The organism is Cobetia sp. 5-25-4-2, from assembly GCF_013374075.1.
Classification (GTDB): Bacteria; Pseudomonadota; Gammaproteobacteria; order Pseudomonadales; family Halomonadaceae; genus Cobetia; species Cobetia marina.
This window is the reverse complement of record NZ_BLWK01000007.1, coordinates 21614-39820: the sequence shown is the minus strand read 5'-3', so window position 1 is coordinate 39820 and position 18207 is coordinate 21614. Positions and strand designations below refer to the sequence as shown.

Sequence of the window (18207 nt, the reverse complement as noted above, 5' to 3'; positions counted from 1 at the left end):
AGCTCCTTTCACTGCTGGCGGAATACGGCGATGTCATCTCGACACCTCCTACAAGCACAGCAGACTCGTCAGCGTCGCGCCAATCAGATGCCAGCAAGATTCACCAAAACACGACAGCAATGCAGTGGAATGCAGGGAATCATCGTTGGCTGGCAGCATCCTCGCTCACCAGCGCCGCCGAATAGCATTCACGGTAAGCCTCGGGCATGCGTCTGGCTCGCCCACTCGAGAGTTCGATGCAGACGAAGCGCGTGCGCGCCTCCAACAGCGTCAGGCCATCCGAGCAACGACGCAGCTGAAAGCGGCGCGTCAGGCTCAGGCGGCCATCGCACGCCACCAGCCAGGTGGCCAGCATCAGCGAATCGCCAAGCCGTGCGCTGGCCAGATAGTCGATCTCGTGACGATGCACCGCCATGCCACGATCCTGGGCACGATAGTGTTCAAGGCCCAGCCCCAACGCTTCGGAATGCGCCCAGCAGATTCTCTCCAGCCAGCGCACGTATTCGGCATTGTTGACATGGCCATAGCCATCCAGCGCCTCGACACTTACCGCGATCGGCAGCAGGAAGGGAGACGGCAGCGCCCACCCTTCACAGGTTTCCCGCAAGGGGGCCGTGTTGCCGATGACGGTCTCCGATGCCTGTACGTCCGTCATGCCACGAACTCCGTGTCGTCATCCTGCTCGCGGGGCCCTGCATCATCACGCATGGGCGCACTGGCACCGCAGGACCAGCATTCACTGAAGCTGCCTTCGAGGCGCTCCCCGCAGGCGCACTGCCAATCCGGCTGCGCAGGCGCGGCCTCGATATGCGCCAGCAGCTGGCGAGCGCGGACGAGATTGTGCTCGGCAACCCACAATTGCGGCTCGCAATCGTTGACGGGCAACTCCCCGGCTGCCGAACCCAGCAGACGGTTGCGCAGCTCGCACGGGATACCTTCGCTTTCCAGAAGGTTGCGCCAGTGATCCAGCAGCACGAGATTGTGATGGGATGTCAGTCGTCGATACATGCCGTCAGACTATCAGAGTCCGGGCGCTACGGAAGCCATCAACGACAACGCCGCCCCGAAGGGCGGCGTTGTCGTTCGTGTCAAAGGACACGTTCATCGCTCGCGATACCGATCGCGCTCCTGGTCGCGACCCGAGACTCGATCTCAGTCGCGATAGACCCGCACACCGAGCGCCTTGAGGTAGGAGGTCTCGGGGATGGACGGGTGCACCGGGTGGTCGCTGGCCTGATGGCCCTGGAAGATGACCTGACCGTGGCGGTCCTGGTGACGCACGGCGCCGCGCACCACATCCATCAGGCGCTCCGGCGCGAGATGCATGGAGCAGGAGCCGGACATCAGCAGACCGTCGCGGCCCAGCAGACGCATGGCTTCACGGTTGAGGCGTGCATAGGCGCGCTCACCGTTGGTGATGTCCTTGCGCTTGCGGATGAAGGCGGGCGGATCCGCGATGATGACGTCGAACTGCTCGCCTTCCGCGCGCAGGGCCGTCAGTGCCTCGAAGACATCCGACTCCGCGATGGAGACGCGATCTTCGACACCGTTGAGCACGGCGTTGCCCGAGACACGCTCAAGTGCCGCACCGGAGGCGTCGACACACAGCACTTCGCTGGCGCCATGCGCCGCCGCCTGCACACCCCAGCCACCGACGTAGCTGAACAGGTCCAGCACGCGCTTGCCTGCCACCTGACGATTCAGCCAGGCACGGTTGTCGCGGTGATCATAGAACCAGCCGGTCTTCTGGCCATCCAGTACCGGCGCGCTGAACTGGACCCCATTCTCTTCCAGCAGCACGCTTTCCGGCAGCTCGCCATAGACGACTTCGACGTTGCGCTCGAGCTGCTCCTGACGGCGACCGCTGGAATCGTTCTTGAACACGATGGCGGTCGGCTTGACGACCTTCAAGAGCGCATCGACGATCACTTCCGCCAGTCGCTCCATGCCGAAGGTGTTGAGCTGGCAGACCAGCACGTCGCCGAAGCGATCGACGATCAGACCCGGCAGCAGGTCGCCCTCGCCGTGGACCAGACGGTAGAACGGCTTGTCATAGAGGCTCTCGCGCAGTGACAGCGCCTGGTTGAAGCGATGCACCAGCAGCGAGCGGTCCAGACGCTGTTCCGGGTTGCGCGAGACGATACGCGCGCAGATCAGCGAGTTCGGGTTGACGTAGGCAACGCCCATCGCGCGGCCGTTGCTGGCCTCGATGATCGCCTGGGCACCCGGCTCGAAATTCTTGAGCGGCGTCGCGACGGTATCGACTTCATTGGAGTACAGCCACAGATGGCCAGCCTTGAGGCGGCGATCAGCATTCTTCTTCAGGCGCAGACGTTCAGTCACGGGAATCATCCATAAGACAGGGAAAGGGACAGGACGACGACAGGGCGCGCCCGAATGGGGCCATTCTAGTCGTCATGGCGGCCCCGGTCACGGAGCCTCCGGTCAAGTGATCATCAAGGGCCAGCGAGACATGTCTGACCCGTGCCGGCACGAACGGCACTAGCTCTGGCAATGAGGGCAGAAGCAGCTGGCACGCTGCCCGAGCACCAGGCTCATGATCTCATGGCCACACTCACGGCAGGGCTCGCCCCCTCGCCCATAGACGTTGAGGCGCTGGGCGAAGTAGCCGGGCTTGCCATCACCACCGACGAAATCACGCAAGGTGGTACCGCCTTGCTCGATGGCAGCCGCCAGCACGCTGCGCGAGGCCTCGGCGAGGCGCTCATATTCCTCCAGAGAGGTCTCCCCCGCCGGACGACGCGGGTCGATGCCGGCCATGAAGAGCGCCTCACTGGCGTAGATGTTGCCCACGCCGACCACATTGGCGTTGTCCATCAGGAAAGGCTTGATCGCCACGCGTCGCTTGCGCGAGCGCGCGAAGAGAAGCTCACCGGTGAAGGCGTCCGACAAGGGCTCCGGCCCGAGCCTCGCCAGACGTGTGTCAGCGTGCGGGTCACCGCGCACGAAGTCGACGAAACCGAAGCGACGCGGGTCGTGATAGCGCAACACCTGGCCATTGCCCAGCACTACATCGACATGGTCATGCGTACGGGGCGGCGTGCCGATGGGTACCAGCCTCAGACTGCCGGACATGCCCAGATGCCAGAGCAGGTGGCCATCGGCGATCGGCAACAGCAGGTACTTGGCACGGCGCGAGAGCTCACCGAAACGCTGCCCCACCAGCCACTCCGCCAGCTCACTCGGTACTGGCGTGCGCAGCCGTGGCTGACGCACGATCACCTCGGTGACCTCCTGGCCCTCGACCAATGGCGCGATACCACGGCGAGTCGTCTCGACTTCCGGTAATTCGGGCATGCTTCCTCCTCGACTGACCGCCAGACGCACAACAGGGTGACGACAGAAGCCGCCACCCTGTTGCAGGATGCCGGAACTCCGACATCCAGATACTCGAAAACCCGGTCAGGACCGGGTTTTCGAGGGTTCCGACAGCACGCTGGCGGGAGACAAGATCACTTGATCTTGGCTTCCTTGTACATCACGTGCTTGCGAACGACCGGATCGTACTTCTTGAATTCAAGCTTGTCCGGAGTGTTACGCTTGTTCTTGTCGGTGGTGTAGAAGTGGCCAGTACCGGCACTTGACACCAACTTGATCTTGTCACGCATTTTCAGTTTCCTTCCACAGTCGCATTCACCGAACGATTGAGAGCGTTGCCCTCGGCTCGGTTGCCATTGCTACAGGGGCTGTCTTCTAGTGTTTAGAAGCGCTCGCCACGTGCAGTGAGGTCCTTGAGGACTTCGTCAATACCCTTCTTGTCAATGATGCGCATGCCCTTGGTAGAGACGCGCAGCTTGACGAAGCGCTGCTGGGATTCAACCCAGAAACGGTGGGTGTGCAGGTTCGGCAGGAACCGGCGACGAGTCTTGCGCTGGGAGTGAGAAACGTTGTTACCAGTCACCGGGCGCTTGCCGGTAACCTGACATACTTTGGACATTGGAGCCTCCAACCGCTGCGTTGGCTAAGTTGTTCAAAACCTGTCGGGCAAACCGGAAGTGGCAGGCGCCGCCTCATGCCCTGATTTCAAAGTGTGTTACGTCCATTCCGGAAGACAAGCTTCAGGGTACTGGAACGTGCAGGCGCAGCATTTTACCCGAAGAGGAACGCGAAAGCACGCCCAAGACGGATTTTTTTCGCCAACACGCTTCGCCCGAGCTGTCACATCGGTACAGACGCTTGCTTAGCCAGACGCTTCACTCAGCCAATGTCGGCCAGAGTGGTCGCGAATTCTGTGGTGGGTGGTACGGGAGGCGCAACATTACCACAATCGACGCCCTGTTTTGCAATCCCTGTCACCCGGCAGGCCCGACAATTGACCAGACCGGACATCCGCAGGGCGCCTCCTTCCCATCCGCTCCTTCTTCTTCCTTCTCTTCCCCCCTGCTCTCGTCCCAGCGCCTTGTCGAAAGAGGTCGCACAAGACCGAGGCGATGCCTGGCTCACAACCAGCCACGCTCGGCGAAGGAGATCACCTCGCCGTCCCCCACCACGAAGTGATCCAGCACCCGGATATCGAAAAGCCCCAACGCCTCTTCCAGGCGCTGGGTGATACGACGATCGGCATCACTGGGCTCCGCCACTCCGGAGGGATGGTTGTGGGCGAGTATCAAGGCGCCCGCGTTGAGCGCCAGCGCCCGCTTGACCACTTCGCGCGGGTAGACGGCAGCAGCATCCAGCGTGCCGGTGAAGAGTGTCTCGAAGCGAATGACGCGATGCTGACTATCCAGGAAGAGTGCGGCGAAGACCTCATGTGGCAGATCACGCAGATGAGAGGAGAGGTAGCGCCGTACCAGCAGCGGTGAGGTCAATGCCGCCCCGCGCATCAACAGGCTTTCCAGGTGTCGACGGGACAGCTCCAGCGACGCCTGCAACTGAACATACTTGGCATCTCCCAGGCCTCGCGCGGCACAGAAGTCCTGCTGACTGGCCTCCAGCAGTGGGCGCAGCCCGCCGAAGGTGGTTAACAGGTCGCGCGCCAGGTCCACCGCCGAACGCCCCTTGATCCCCACTCGCAGGAAGATTGCCAGCAACTCGGCATCTGACAGCGCAGCAGCCCCCGATGACAGAAGCTTCTCACGGGGCCGCTCCCCGATTGGCCACTCCCTGATGCCCATGCACACTCTCCTCTCGTGACAGTGATGCTGACATCCGGCGCGCCACGAGAGTGGCCATGCCTGCCTCAGGGCAGGCCCACCGACACGCCAAGGAGCATGACGCGACATCAGCATTTGGACTGAGAAGCGTGGTCTTCGCCCGTCACTGCCGCCAGCGTCACTCTCAACGCTTGCATGCCTGGCGCGCGCTCTGGCTGGCTGAGCCTTTCTGGTTCGCGGCTCATCGTGCCGCGACAGGTCAGTGTCCGCACCCGCGACAGACGGCGTGCCCGGCCAGCGACGCTACGCAAGGTTGCATCACGGTGATATGGTAGAGGCGAACGCGAGAGCTTTGACATTGACGGATCAGGGATGCAGGACACCATGCACTCACTCGCCGGACGGCGCATTCTGCTGGGCATCAGCGGCGGTATCGCAGCGTACAAGGCGGCGCTCATCACTCGTCTGCTGAAAAAGGCCGGGTGCGAGGTACGCGTCGCCATGACCGAAGGTGCCCAGGCCTTCATCACGCCGTTGACCCTGCAGGCGCTGTCGGGCAATCCCGTGCATACCTCGCTGCTCGATCCTGAGGCAGAGGCCGGCATGGGACATATCGAGCTGGCGCGCTGGGCGGAGGTCATTCTCATCGCCCCCGCCACTGCCGACCTCATGGCCCGCCTGGCCCATGGCCGTGCCGATGATCTGATCACTACCCTGTGCCTGGCCAACAACGCACGCTGGGTCGTGGCCCCGGCGATGAATCAGGCGATGTGGGCGCACCCTGCCACCCAGCGCAACGCCCGGCAGCTCAGTGCCGATGGCTGGACGCTGCTCGGCCCGGCCAGCGGCGAACAGGCGTGTGGCGACGTGGGAGCCGGGCGCATGCTCGAGCCAGAAGAGATCGTCGCCGGTCTGAGCGAGCTGCTCGATGAGGGCGAGCCGGCACCATTGCCGGCAGCGGGCCTGACCATCACCATCACCGCCGGTCCGACCCGGGAAGCGCTGGATCCGGTGCGCTATCTGAGCAATCACAGCTCCGGAAAGATGGGGTATGCCCTGGCCAGCGAAGCCGCGGCTCTGGGCGCAAGAGTTCGCCTGATCAGTGGGCCTGTCGCCCTACCCACACCGCCTGGCGTCGAGCGCATCGATGTCGAGTCAGCCTTGCAGATGCAAGGCGCTGCCGAAGCGGCGCTGCAGGATAGCCAGGTCTTCATCGGCTGCGCCGCCGTCGCCGACTTCCGACCTGCCGCTGTCGCCGAGCACAAGCTCAAGAAGCAGGTCGGCGAAGAACAGATGCAGGTCCATCTGATCCGCAACCCCGATATCATTGCCGGCATTGCCGAGCAGAGTCAGGCGCGGCGCGCCAACGGACAGCCCGCTCCGCTGGTGGTCGGCTTCGCCGCCGAGACTCGCGATGTCCTTCGCTATGCCCGCGACAAGCTGACACGCAAGCGTCTCGACATGATCGTGGCCAATGACGTCAGCACCCCGGGACTGGGGTTCGGCAGTGACAGCAATGCCGCCACCCTGGTGTGGCGACACCCCGGCCAGGCAAATGACAGACTGCATGAACAGGCCATCGCAGCCTGCCCCAAGATTGCGCTGGCGCGTGCGATTCTCGAGCGCGCACTGGCACTGCATCAAGACGGCGCCCTCCATGGCGCCGCCAATTTGAACATGGCGACCTCCGCCATCGATGACCAGGAAACACCTTAGATGACCCGCCCCCGGCTCGAACTCAAGATCCTCGACGAGCGCGTTCGCGATTACCCGCTACCCCACCATGCGACTCCCGGCAGTGCCGGCATGGACCTGCGCGCACTGCTGGATGCCCCGCTGACACTGGCCCCGGGCGCCTGTGAGCTGGTGCGTACCGGCCTGGCGATCCATATCGCCGACCCCGCGCTGGCCGGCATGATCCTGCCGCGCTCCGGCCTGGGGCATAAACACGGCATCGTGCTGGGCAATCTGGTCGGTCTGATCGATTCCGACTACCAGGGCGAACTGATGATCTCGGTCTGGAACCGCGGCGACAGCGAGTTCGTGCTGGAACCCGGTGAGCGACTGGCACAGTACGTGCTAGTCCCGGTAGTACAAGCCGAACTGGTCGAGGTCACGGAATTCGAGACCAGCCAGCGCGGTGAAGGCGGCTTTGGCCATTCTGGTCGTCATTGACGGGTCGTCACTGACAGCGCATTGCAGACGACTCGCCACCGAAACCCGACAGCGCTCCGTGACAGACGGAACCGCTTGCTAGCTGCACCCGTCGGCATGCTGCGATAGTGTTCGCACGGCATGCCGGCCATGACTTCTCACGATTGATTCAACCGACAGGGATGCACCATGAGTCAGGTACCCGCTTCAATTTTTCGCGCCTACGACATCCGTGGCATCGTGGATGAGACCCTCACCGAAGACGGCGTGCGCGCCATCGGCCAATCCATCGGTAGCGAAGCCGCGGCACGCGGTGAGTCCACCGTCGTGGTCGCCCGCGATGGTCGCCTCTCCGGCCCGCGCCTGTCCAAGGCGCTGATTGCCGGCCTGCGCGATGCCGGCCGTGATGTCATCGACATCGGCATGGTGCCGACCCCGGTGCTCTACTACGCCACCAATATCCTGGAAGGCACCCGCTCCGGCGTAATGCTGACCGGCAGCCACAACCCGGCCAACTACAACGGTCTGAAGATCGTGCTGGCGGGTGAGACCCTGTCCGGCGACACCATCACCGACCTTTATCGCCGCCTGCAGGAAGGCGATCTGGCGCAAGGCGAAGGTAGCCTGCGTGAAGAAGACGTGCGCGAACGCTACCTGGATCAGATTACCGGCGACGTGGTCGTCAAGCGTCCGCTCAAGGCAGTGGTCGATTGCGGCAATGGCGTGGCCGGTGAGCTGGGCCCGGAGCTGATCCGTCGCCTCGGTGTCGAGACCATCCCGCTGTTCGAGGAGATCGATGGCAACTTCCCGAACCATCACCCGGACCCGGGCAAGCCGGAAAACCTGCAGGACCTGATCAGAACCATGCAGGAAACCGGCGCGGACATCGGTCTGGCCTTCGATGGCGACGGCGATCGCCTCGGCGTCGTCACGCCCAAGGGCGAGATCCTGTATCCCGACCGTCTGATGATGGCACTGTCGGAAGACCTCATCGAACGTGTACCGGGCGCGCGCATCATCTTCGACGTCAAGTGCACCGGCAACCTGGCCACCGTGATCGAGAAGGCGGGGGGCACACCGGAAATGTGGCGCACCGGCCACTCCCTGATCAAGGCGCGCATGAAGGAAACCGGCGCGGCCCTGGCCGGCGAGATGAGCGGCCATATCTTCTTCAAGGAGCGCTGGTTCGGCTTCGACGACGGCCTCTACGGCGCGGCGCGCCTGCTGGAAATCCTCGCCAAGCAGGATGTCGATGCCGACACCTTCTTCGCACGCTATCCGCAGGATCTGGGCACCCCCGAGATCAACGTGGAAGTGACCGATGAGACCAAGTTCGCTATCGTCGAGCGACTGGCCAGCGAAGGTGACTTCGGTGACGACGGCGTGAAGACCACGCTGGATGGCATTCGCGTCGACTACGCCGACGGCTGGGGCCTGTGCCGCGCCTCCAACACCACACCGGTGCTGGTACTGCGCTTCGAAGGCAAGTCAGAGGCGGCGCTGGAGCGCATCAAGGACAGCTTCCGCGCCGCACTGAAGCAGGCCGAGCCAAGCATCACCGCCCCGTTCTGATCGAGGCGTTCTGATCGGCCCGGGCAGGCGATCAACGACCGGCGCGGCAGCAGGATGACCGCCGTGCCGGTCCGCTGACTCCCCAGCCCGGGTGACTCTTTCCCATGGCAGCGCCGGTTGCCATCACCTCTTTCCATGACGTGGTGCGCGCAGGCGTAACGCAAGTGATAGTCTCGAGTGACAGCGTCCGAACTCTCCTTTCGGACCCAATTTCTGTGGAGTGATACGTTGATGAGCCACGCCAACCGCGACCCGCACCAGGTGGTCGAGGTCCTGTCCGAAGCCCTGCCCTATATCCAGCAGTTCTCGGGCAAGACCGTGGTGGTCAAATACGGCGGCAACGCCATGACCGAAGATACCTTGATCGACTCCTTTGCCCGCGACATGGTGCTGATGAAGGAAGTCGGCATCAACCCGGTGGTCGTGCACGGTGGCGGCCCTCAGATCGGCGCCCTGCTCAAGAAGCTGAACATCGAATCACGCTTCGTCGACGGCATGCGCGTGACCGACTCAGAGACCATGGATGTGGTCGAGATGGTACTGGGCGGCCTGGTCAACAAGGGCATCGTCAATCTGATCAACCAGTGCGGCGGCAAGGCCATCGGCGTCACCGGCAAGGACAGCGGCCAGATTCGTGCGCGCCAGCTCAAGGTCACCCGCCACATGCCGGGCATGAATGCCTCGGAAATCATCGATATCGGTCACGTCGGTGAAGTCGAGCATGTCTCGACGGATCTGATCGAGCTGCTGACCCGCAATGACTTCATTCCGGTGATCGCGCCGATCGGCGTCGACGATGAGGGACGCAGCTACAATATCAATGCCGACCTGGTCGCCGGCAAGGTCGCAGAAGCGCTGGGGGCGGAGAAGCTGATGCTGCTGACCAACGTCGCCGGCCTTCTGAACGCCGAGGGCGAAGTCATGACGGGGCTGACCACCGAAGCGGTGGATGGACTCATCGAGGACGGCACCATCTATGGCGGCATGCTGCCCAAGATCAGCTGCGCGCTGGATGCCGTCAAGCAGGGCGTGCGCAGTGCACACATCATCGATGGTCGCGTACCGCATGCCACCCTGCTGGAAATCTTCACCAATGCCGGTGTCGGCACCTTGATCAGCAATGCTGATCCGGACACCTCCAAGGCATGAAGAGCATAAAGCCGGGGCCAGACTTCCGGTGATTCGCGCGAGGCCAGCGACACGCCTCAGGACACGGACCCGCCCGCAGCACATCGCTGCAGGCCGCGAGAAATGACAAGATTCCATGACGCAGGCGAATCCAAAACAATCACGTCGCGAACAGATCCTCCAGGCACTTGCCTTGATGCTGGAAGAGGACAGCGGCAAACGTATCACCACCGCGGCATTGGCACGTCAGGTCGGCGTCTCCGAGGCTGCACTCTATCGTCACTTCCCCAGCAAGGCGCGCATGTTCGAAGGGCTGATCGAGTTCATCGAGAGCACCCTGTTCGAGCGCATCGCGCTGATTCTGCAGGACAACGATACGGCTCATGCCAGGGTGCACCATATCCTGAGCCTGCTGCTTGGCTTTGCCGAGAAGAATCCCGGACTGTGCCGCCTGCTCAACGGCGATGCCCTGACCGGGGAGACGGCTCGTCTGCGCGTGCGCATGGCGCAGCTGTTCGAACGTCTCGAGACCCAGCTCAAGCAGGTGCTGCGCGAGGCCGAGCCTCGTGAAGGCCTGCGGCCTGCCATTACCGTGACAGCCGCAGCCAATCTCCTGCTGGCCAGTGCCGAAGGCCGCATCGGACAGTATGTTCGCAGCGACTATCGCAAGCGACCCACCGAGCACTGGGAAGAACAGTGGAGACTGTTGAGTCGCGACCTGCTGCTGAGCAGCCAGGAGCGGATTGCCGTCTGACGGCCCTCCGCTTGAGCAAAAGAAAAGCCCCCGCCTCGAAGAGACGGGGGCTTTTTCATGCCACCTTCACGTGCAGACTCAGTTGCCAGGCCCATAGCGCTCGACGATGGCCGTCGCCGTCATCGGGCGTGCCAGCAGGTAGCCCTGATAACTGTCGCAGCGCAATCGCTTGAGCCCCTCGAACTGCGCCTGTGTCTCGACACCTTCCGCCACGATCTCATGCCCCATCGAATGCCCCAGACTGATGATGGCACCTACCAGCTGGATGGCCTGCTCATTGGCTCCCTGCTCGCTGGCCACCTGACCGCCGCGCCCTTGCTCGGACGCATCTTCCGCCAGGGCGTCCATCTTCATCACGAAGCTGCGGTCGACCTTGAGCACATCCAGCGGCAGGGAAGACAGATAGGACAGTGACGAGTATCCCTGCCCGAAGTCATCCAGCGCCACACGCACACCAAGCTCCCGCAGCGCTCTAAGCACGCTGAGCCCACCCTCCATGTCCTGGATCAACAGGGTCTCCGTGACCTCGACCTCCAGGCGCGTCGGCGCGAGATTCTGACTCTCGAGCACGCTGATCACTTCATGCTCATAGCCCGAGGTCAGCTGGCGCGCCGAGAGGTTGACGGCCATGCGCGGCATGTAAAGGCCGCTTTCCTGCCAGCGCACCATCTGGGCGCAGGCCTCTTCCAGCACGAAACGCCCCAGCCGGAAGATGAGTCCCGTCTCTTCCGCGAGCGGAATGAACTGGGCCGGAGAGATCATGCCCAGCTCAGGATGCTGCCAGCGCAGCAACGCCTCGACCCCCAGCAGCTCTCCCGCCGCGTTCAGCTGCGGCTGGTAGTGAAGAAAGAGCTGCTGGCGCTCGATGGCCTGACGCAGGTCCTGCTCCAGCGTCATGCGCGAGGCGACATGCTTGTCCAGCGAGGACTCCCAGCGCAGGGCATGATCGCCACGCGACTTGGCATGATAGAGCGCCACGTCCGCATTGAGCATCAACGCCTGGGCATCACCATCTGCCTCGGCCAGGGAGTAACCGGCCGTCAGGCTGATGATCAAGGGACGCCCGAGAATCGTGAAGGGGCGCTCCAGCTTCTGCTGGACATCGGCCACGATCTGCTCGGCTTGCTCGCCGACCTGAGGGAAGTAGAGGCCGAACTCATCCGCCCCGAGACGCGCGACCAGGCCACCGGGCGGCAGGATGCGCCGCAGGCGCTCACCGATCGAGACCAGCAGCTGATCCCCCGCCTCATGCCCCAGGCCATCATTCACCGTCGAGAAGCGATCGATGTCGGCATAGATCATCACGCCTCCGATCGCGACCCGCTCATCCGCCGCCGCCATGAAGGCCTTGCGGTTGTAGAGCCCCGTCAAGGCATCGTGGCGCGCCAGGTAGTCGAGCTGACGCTCCGACTCCTTGTGGGCGCTGATGTCCAGCAGCAGGCCTTCCCAGTAACGTACGCCCTCCTCTCCCTCGATCATCACGCTGCGGTCCAGCACCCAGCGCTCGTGATCCGCGACGATTCTGAACACCTGTTCATGACGCATCTGAGCGCACATCGCCCAGTGACGCGCCGACGCGACGGACGGGCGATCCTCGGGATGGATCAGCTCATTGAGGGTGATGCCGGCCCCGACCAGAGACTCGGCTGAACGGCCGAACAATTCCGCGGCGCCACTGCTGATGAAGGTCAGCGTGCCGGTGTTGACCTCGATGCGATACACCACGCCGGGCAGGTTATCCATCAAGGTCACCAGAGTACGCGAGCGCGCCGCCATCGATTCGAGCTCGCCCTCCAGCTCATCGTGGCGCTCACTGCGTTGCCGCTCGGCACGCGCGATCATCACGCCAAGCACCACCAGGAAGATGCCTCCCAGCAGCAGACCGAACCAGATACGCTGCCACCAGACCCACCACAGGCTCGAGACAGGCTGACTGACGACGCTGAACAGCTTGAGTGGTGCGATAAAACTGCCCGCCGCCATGCGCGGACGGCCATCAAAGCCGTCCACGTGATAACGCCGCACGCCACGCTCGGAGATGTACTTGCCCATGTTGGCCAGCGTCGGCAACGGCAACTTTCCCGTCACCCCCAGCGCGTGCTCCTGGGGGCTGGAAAACAGCAGCAGTCCGTTGGTCGAGAACAGGCGCAGGCGCTGCCCGTCATCCGCCCCCGGATTGGCCAGCAGACTTCTGGACTCCGAGAAATCCAGGCACCCGATCAGCAGCCACGCCTTGTCCTCGAGCTGCATATGGCGATAGAAAGGCAAGCCGGGCTGTCCGGACCCGAGAGGCAATGCCGAACCGAACAACAGATTGCTTCTGCCGGGCAGGGATTGCGCCTCGGCCTGCGAGAGCTGCCACTTGCAGCTGCGCCCGACACCGATCTGATTGAGGCTGCTGCCACGATAATCGGCGAACGGCACCATCATCAGGGAGACCAGCGCCGGATGACGCCCCAGCGCACTCTCGAGCGAGCCTCTCCACTGCCTTGGTGTCTCCTCGTGCAACACACGCTCGAGCACCATCATCTCGCGGGCGACATCCGCCACGAGCTGTTCAGTCGAGATGTGCAGTTGCGTATCGAGCGCTTCGAGGCGTTGCATCTCCTGTTCGCGGACATCAAACCATTGTCCCGCCAGAAACAGCCCGCCCAACACCACCAGCAAAGCGACATTGATGCCAAGGATGCGCCACAGTGAATGTGTGCCTGGTTGACGCGAGGTAATCGGGTCCACATAGCCACCAATGAGGAAGGGAAATGACCGCTTAGCGTAGTGCAACAGAATGAAACATTCTGTTGCACGATACAACTGTCTACTGCCATAGCCGGTCGTTTCACTGTCCCTCAACGACAGAAGCCCCGCCGGAACACCGGCGGGGCTTCATCTACTGCGGGAAGTCAGCGAGGGAGTATCAGGCAGCGAACCCTTCGCTCATGTCACCCATCGATTCACGCAGCTTCTTCATGGCGTTCTTTTCCAGCTGACGGATACGTTCTGCCGAGACACTGTAGATGTCTGCCAGCTCGTGCAACGTCGCCTTGTTGTCGCTCAACCAGCGCTGCTGGAGGATATCGCGCGAACGCTCATCCAATGCTGCCAGTGCCTTGAGCAGACGCCCGTGGGAGTCATCTTCCAGATCCTGCTGCTCGACCTGAGCCGCCGGATCGAGACTGTGGTCCTCGAGATAATTGACCGGCGCCTGGTAAGCGGAGCTCTCGTCATCACTGGGACCCGCATCGAAGCCGGCATCGTGTGCCGAGAGACGACTTTCCATCTCGCGTACCACCGATGGCTTGACGTCCAGGTCGCCTGCGATGGCGTCCACTTCTTCATTGTTCAGCCATGCCAGACGCTTCTTGGCACCGCGAAGGTTGAAGAACAGCTTGCGCTGGGCCTTGGTGGTCGCGACTTTCACGATGCGCCAGTTGCGCAGCACGAACTCGTGAATCTCGGCCTTGATCCAATGCACGGCAAAGGACACGAGGCGAACGCCCTGATGGGGATCAAAGCGCTTGACCGCTTTCATCAGGCCGACATTGCCTTCCTGGATCAGGTCCGCCTGCTGCAAGCCATAGCCGCTGTAGCTGCGCGCGATATGTACCACGAAACGCAGGTGCGACATGACGAGTCGACGGGCCGACTCCAGATGATTCTCTTCATGCAACCGCAGGGCAAGCTCATGCTCTTCTTCAGCAGTAAGCACAGCGATACGGTTCACCGACTGGATATAGCCGTTTAGATCTTGACCCGGTGACAGGTGGCCAAGTGGCTGAAGACTGGTGCTCATAATGCAGATGTCTCCATGGTTGCCTAACACGCATGCAAGTAGTGAGACTGTGAAGGTTGCGACAGGTTCCCGTCAATAGCTGTACATGACGTGTACAATTGTCATGACGAGTAGCGCTTCGTAACACCAGCGGGTGTGCGGTACGTTTAACCACCCACCAGCCCCTTCACTGACGCCCGGCGCAATTGTTTCCGGAGCGTAACTGATGACCTTTCTGGAGGGGAACACTGGCGGAAAACCGCGAAAAAAGATCGGCATCAGCGCGGAGAAATACTCGCCAGATGACGTCCGACCGCGATCCAGGCCCCCAACCAACCCAGTATTGTACTCGAAAACAGCAGCGTGGTACCCCCTGTGATGCCCAGTGCGGGCAACACATAGTTGCCGCCATAACTTTGTACAAGAGCCGTCACGGGTGCCGCCAACCAGTTACCGCCAAGCGCCAGAATGCCACACGCCAGCAACCCGCCGCCCAGGCCATACCAGGCACCGCTATAAAGGAAGGGACGCCGCACGAAGGCGTGGGTCGCACCGATCAGGGTCACGACCTCGATCTCCTGCCGGCGGCTCTCCACCGACAGCCGGATGGTATTGCCTACCACCAGCAGCACCCCCAGTCCGAAGAGTAGCGCAAGTCCCAGCGTCACTTTCTGACCCAGCTCACTCAATTGACGCAGACGCTCCAGCCACGCCAGATCCAGCCGTGCACTCTCGACGCCCGGCTCGCCCTCGAGGCGTGCGGCGAGATCGCGGACGGATTCCGGCGAGGTATCCAGCGGCGTGATGACGATGCTGGCCGGCAAGGGGTTGTCGTCCAGCAGGCTCAGTGAGCGCTTGAGATCGAGTGCCTGGGCGAATTCCTGCATGCCCTCGGCGGCAGTGATCAGACGTACGCCTCCGACGCCCGGGGCGCCGCGCAGCGAGTCCGACAGCGTCAGTGCCTGGCTCTCGTCGACCGACGTCTCGAGATAGAGGGTGAGCTGAGCGCTGTCATTGAGCTCATTGTCCAGCAGGCGCGCGCTGTCCAGCGCCAGCCACAGCGCGGCAGGCAGTGTCAGCGCGATGGCGATCGCCAGCATGGTCAGCAGGCTGGCGACCGGAGTGACCAGCAGACGGCGTGCGCTGTCACGCGCCATGGCGCCATGATGACGCAGCCAGCTGCGATAGCGACTCTCGACGGAAATCCGGCTGGAGCGCGCGCCCTTGCGCGCCTGACGCTCGACAGACTCCGTGGATTCGACAGCGTCCGAGGCGGCCTTGCCGGCACGACCTCTTCCCGCCTGGCGCTTGTCGGACGAGGACTCGTGGTGAGTGCGGGGAGGGCTCATCGGGCCTCCTTGTCGGCAATCAGGCGACCGTCGGAAAGCTCCAGCGTGCGATGGTGCAGACGCGCGATCAGCGCCAGATCATGACTGGCGATCATCACCGTGGTACCGATGCGATTGAAGTCCTCGAACAGACGCATGATATCGGTCGAGAGTTTCGGGTCCAGGTTGCCGGTCGGCTCATCCGCCAGCAGCAAGGCTGGCTTGTTGACCACCGCACGCGCGATGCCCACGCGCTGCTGCTCCCCCCCGGAGAGTTCGATGGGCAGCGCCTTCTCGCGATGCAGCAGGCCCACCTTGTCGAGAGCGGCACGCACGCGACGCGCCTGCTCGCGCGGCGTGACCCCCTGGATCATCAGGGGCAGCGCCACGTTGTGGAAGATGTTGCGATCGCTCAGCAGCTGATGGTCCTGAAAGACCACACCGATCTGGCGGCGGTAGTAAGGCACCTGCGAGGCATGCAGGCGTCCGATATCGTGCCCGGCCACCAGGATACGGCCACGCGAGGGACGCTCGAGGAGCATGATCAGCTTGAGCAATGAGCTCTTCCCTGCCCCGGAATGCCCGGTCAGGAACGCCATCTCGCCACGCTCGATGCGAAAATCGAGCCCGGCGAGTGCATCGAAGCGCCCTCCATAGCGCTTGCCCACATGCTCGAAGGCAATCATGCCTCGCGTGTCTCCGCGCCATCCGCCGGACGTGCATCCTCTTCCTCTCCGGCACGCGCGAATAGGGCGTTGACGAAATCGTCCGCCGCGAAGGGCCGCAGATCATCCACTCCCTCCCCGACACCGATGTAGCGAATCGGCAGATTGAGCTGCTTGGCCAGCGCGAAGATGATGCCACCCTTGGCGGTACCATCCAGCTTGGTCAGCGTCAGGCCGGTGATGTTGACCGCTTCATGGAAGGTGGAGGCCTGTGACAGCGCGTTCTGGCCGGTACCGGCATCCAGCACCAGCATCACTTCGTGGGGCGCGGCGACGTCCAGCTTGGCCATCACGCGCTGCACCTTCTTGAGCTCTTCCATCAGATGGCTCTTGTTGTGCAGACGGCCCGCGGTATCGGCGATCAGGATATCGACGTTACGCGCCTTGGCGGCTTCCAGAGCGTCATAGATGACCGAGGCGCTGTCAGCACCGGTGTGCTGCGCGATGACCGGCACCTTGTTGCGCTCGCCCCAGACCTTGAGCTGTTCCACCGCTGCGGCACGGAAGGTATCGCCCGCCGCCAGCATCACGCTGCGGCCCTGGCTCTGGTAGCGCTTGGCCAGCTTGCCGATGGTGGTGGTCTTGCCGACCCCGTTGACCCCGATCATCAGGATCACGAAGGGGCCATCGCCCTTGGCCGGCAGCTCGAGATCCTTCGCGACCGGCGCCAGCATCACGCGCAGCTCTTCCTGCAGCGCTTCGTAGAGCGCCTGCGGCTCCTTCAATTCCTTGCGCGAGATGCGCGCGGTCAGATTGTCGATGATCTCGGTGGTGGCCTCGATGCCCACATCTGCCATCAGCAGCTGGGTCTCGAGGTCTTCCATCAGCTCATCGTCGATCTGCTTCTTGCCGAGGAACAGACTGGCGACACCCTCGGTCAGGTTGGCGCGCGTCTTGCCTAGACCTGCCTTGATGCGCGCGAAGAAGCCACGACGCGGCTTCTCACGTCCATCGCGCGCCGTATCGCGGGCATCCTCATCGTCCACCGTGGCATCAGCCTCCACCACGGCGACTTCGGCAGCACGGGCCTCTTCTTCCAGGCGAGCCTGCTCCAGCGCGGCCTGTTCTTCGGCCTCGATGGCGGCCAGCTGCGCGGCAGCCAGGCGCTCTTCTTCTTCGCGGGCGGCGAGGCGCTCAGCTTCAGCCTTCTCAGCTTCAACTCGGGCGGCTTCCTCGGCGGCGAGGCGCTCGGCTTCGGCCTTCTCAGCTGCCGCCTTCTCAGCCTCGACACGGGCGGCTTCCTCGGCGGCGAGACGCTCGGCTTCGGCTTTCTCAGCTGCCGCCTTCTCAGCCTCGACACGGGCGGCTTCCTCGGCGGCGAGACGCTCGGCTTCGGCTTTCTCAGCTGCCGCCTTTTCAGCCTCGACACGGGCAGCTTCCTCGGCGGCCAGGCGCTCGGCTTCCGCTTTTTCGGCCTCTAGCCGGGCTGCCTGCTCGGCAGTGTCCTGCTTGCCGGAGCCCTGCTCGTGGGGCGTGGCATCTTGTGTCTGTTCAAGAGCCTGTTGCTCGAGGGCCTGCTGCTCGGAGGCTTGCTGCTCCTGAGCCTTGTGTTTCTTGCGCTTGAAAAAACCGAACATGGCGAGACAGTCCTGAACTCGTGAAAGTGGCGTCATCCTACCATCCCTTCAGGCCTTAAGGTACGCACCACGCGGCATCCGGCGTC

The 18207-nt window shown here is 63.0% G+C and carries 17 protein-coding genes; 5 read left to right on the top strand and 12 right to left on the bottom strand.

All coding sequences use genetic code 11. The features are described from left to right. Nucleotides 1-139: 139 nt before the first annotated feature. The 7 genes from HXS65_RS14145 to radC form a co-directional block, all read right to left on the bottom strand. Nucleotides 140-655 carry a thioesterase family protein gene (locus HXS65_RS14145; RefSeq protein WP_176494237.1) on the bottom strand — a complete coding sequence of 172 codons (516 nt, stop codon included), beginning with the start codon at nucleotides 653-655 and terminating at the stop codon, nucleotides 140-142. Then, complete coding sequence (locus HXS65_RS14140) at nucleotides 652-1008, bottom strand: DUF2007 domain-containing protein (RefSeq protein ID WP_176494236.1); 357 nt, start codon at nucleotides 1006-1008, stop codon at nucleotides 652-654. Before HXS65_RS14140 ends, HXS65_RS14145 begins: the two co-directional genes overlap by 4 nt. A gap of 144 nt (nucleotides 1009-1152) precedes the next feature. Further along, a complete protein-coding gene (locus HXS65_RS14135) occupies nucleotides 1153-2352 on the bottom strand; it encodes a class I SAM-dependent rRNA methyltransferase (protein WP_205700541.1) in 1200 nt (399 codons plus the stop codon). 150 nt (nucleotides 2353-2502) lie between these two features. Further along, nucleotides 2503-3318 (bottom strand): bifunctional DNA-formamidopyrimidine glycosylase/DNA-(apurinic or apyrimidinic site) lyase, encoded by an 816-nt coding sequence (mutM, locus tag HXS65_RS14130; RefSeq protein ID WP_054556537.1) that lies wholly within the window; start codon nucleotides 3316-3318, stop codon nucleotides 2503-2505. 155 nt (nucleotides 3319-3473) lie between these two features. Beyond that, on the bottom strand, nucleotides 3474-3629 hold the full coding sequence (gene rpmG / locus HXS65_RS14125) for a 50S ribosomal protein L33 (RefSeq protein WP_016417370.1): 156 nt from the start codon (nucleotides 3627-3629) through the stop codon (nucleotides 3474-3476). A 92-nt stretch (nucleotides 3630-3721) separates the two neighbouring features. Further along, the gene (rpmB, locus tag HXS65_RS14120) at nucleotides 3722-3958 is read right to left on the bottom strand and encodes a 50S ribosomal protein L28 (protein ID WP_043336270.1); all 237 of its coding nucleotides are present in this window, start codon (nucleotides 3956-3958) and stop codon (nucleotides 3722-3724) included. Between the two features lie 502 nt (nucleotides 3959-4460). Beyond that, nucleotides 4461-5135, bottom strand: a complete 675-nt coding sequence (gene radC / locus HXS65_RS14115) for a DNA repair protein RadC (RefSeq protein ID WP_077377769.1) — start codon at nucleotides 5133-5135, stop codon at nucleotides 4461-4463. A gap of 363 nt (nucleotides 5136-5498) precedes the next feature. Here radC and coaBC point away from each other — a divergent pair, with 363 nt between their 5' ends. The 5 genes from coaBC to slmA all read left to right on the top strand — a co-directional run bounded on the left by coaBC (nucleotide 5499) and on the right by slmA (nucleotide 10722). Next, the gene (gene coaBC, locus HXS65_RS14110) at nucleotides 5499-6830 is read left to right on the top strand and encodes a bifunctional phosphopantothenoylcysteine decarboxylase/phosphopantothenate--cysteine ligase CoaBC (protein WP_176494235.1); all 1332 of its coding nucleotides are present in this window, start codon (nucleotides 5499-5501) and stop codon (nucleotides 6828-6830) included. Continuing rightward, nucleotides 6831-7289 carry a dUTP diphosphatase gene (dut, locus tag HXS65_RS14105; protein ID WP_136939620.1) on the top strand — a complete coding sequence of 153 codons (459 nt, stop codon included), beginning with the start codon at nucleotides 6831-6833 and terminating at the stop codon, nucleotides 7287-7289. A 168-nt stretch (nucleotides 7290-7457) separates the two neighbouring features. Further along, nucleotides 7458-8840, top strand: a complete 1383-nt coding sequence (locus HXS65_RS14100; protein WP_084207806.1) for a phosphomannomutase/phosphoglucomutase — start codon at nucleotides 7458-7460, stop codon at nucleotides 8838-8840. 231 nt (nucleotides 8841-9071) lie between these two features. Next, nucleotides 9072-9989, top strand: coding sequence for an acetylglutamate kinase (argB, locus tag HXS65_RS14095; RefSeq protein ID WP_084207805.1), 918 nt, complete (start codon nucleotides 9072-9074; stop codon nucleotides 9987-9989). A gap of 115 nt (nucleotides 9990-10104) precedes the next feature. Next, nucleotides 10105-10722, top strand: coding sequence for a nucleoid occlusion factor SlmA (slmA, locus tag HXS65_RS14090; protein WP_077377757.1), 618 nt, complete (start codon nucleotides 10105-10107; stop codon nucleotides 10720-10722). 78 nt (nucleotides 10723-10800) lie between these two features. Here the strand turns inward: slmA and HXS65_RS14085 are convergent, their stop codons facing one another. From HXS65_RS14085 to ftsY, 5 genes are all read right to left on the bottom strand, one after another. Next, nucleotides 10801-13458 (bottom strand): bifunctional diguanylate cyclase/phosphodiesterase, encoded by a 2658-nt coding sequence (locus HXS65_RS14085; RefSeq protein ID WP_139345486.1) that lies wholly within the window; start codon nucleotides 13456-13458, stop codon nucleotides 10801-10803. Between the two features lie 178 nt (nucleotides 13459-13636). Continuing rightward, complete coding sequence (gene rpoH, locus HXS65_RS14080) at nucleotides 13637-14512, bottom strand: RNA polymerase sigma factor RpoH (protein WP_084207803.1); 876 nt, start codon at nucleotides 14510-14512, stop codon at nucleotides 13637-13639. Nucleotides 14513-14769: 257 nt separating this feature from the next. Beyond that, a complete protein-coding gene (gene ftsX / locus HXS65_RS14075) occupies nucleotides 14770-15840 on the bottom strand; it encodes a permease-like cell division protein FtsX (RefSeq protein ID WP_136939623.1) in 1071 nt (356 codons plus the stop codon). Next, nucleotides 15837-16505, bottom strand: a complete 669-nt coding sequence (gene ftsE, locus HXS65_RS14070) for a cell division ATP-binding protein FtsE (protein ID WP_077377747.1) — start codon at nucleotides 16503-16505, stop codon at nucleotides 15837-15839. Before ftsE ends, ftsX begins: the two co-directional genes overlap by 4 nt. Next, nucleotides 16502-18121, bottom strand: coding sequence for a signal recognition particle-docking protein FtsY (gene ftsY / locus HXS65_RS14065; protein ID WP_176494234.1), 1620 nt, complete (start codon nucleotides 18119-18121; stop codon nucleotides 16502-16504). The genes ftsE and ftsY overlap by 4 nt, the downstream gene beginning before the upstream one ends. Nucleotides 18122-18207: the final 86 nt, after the last annotated feature.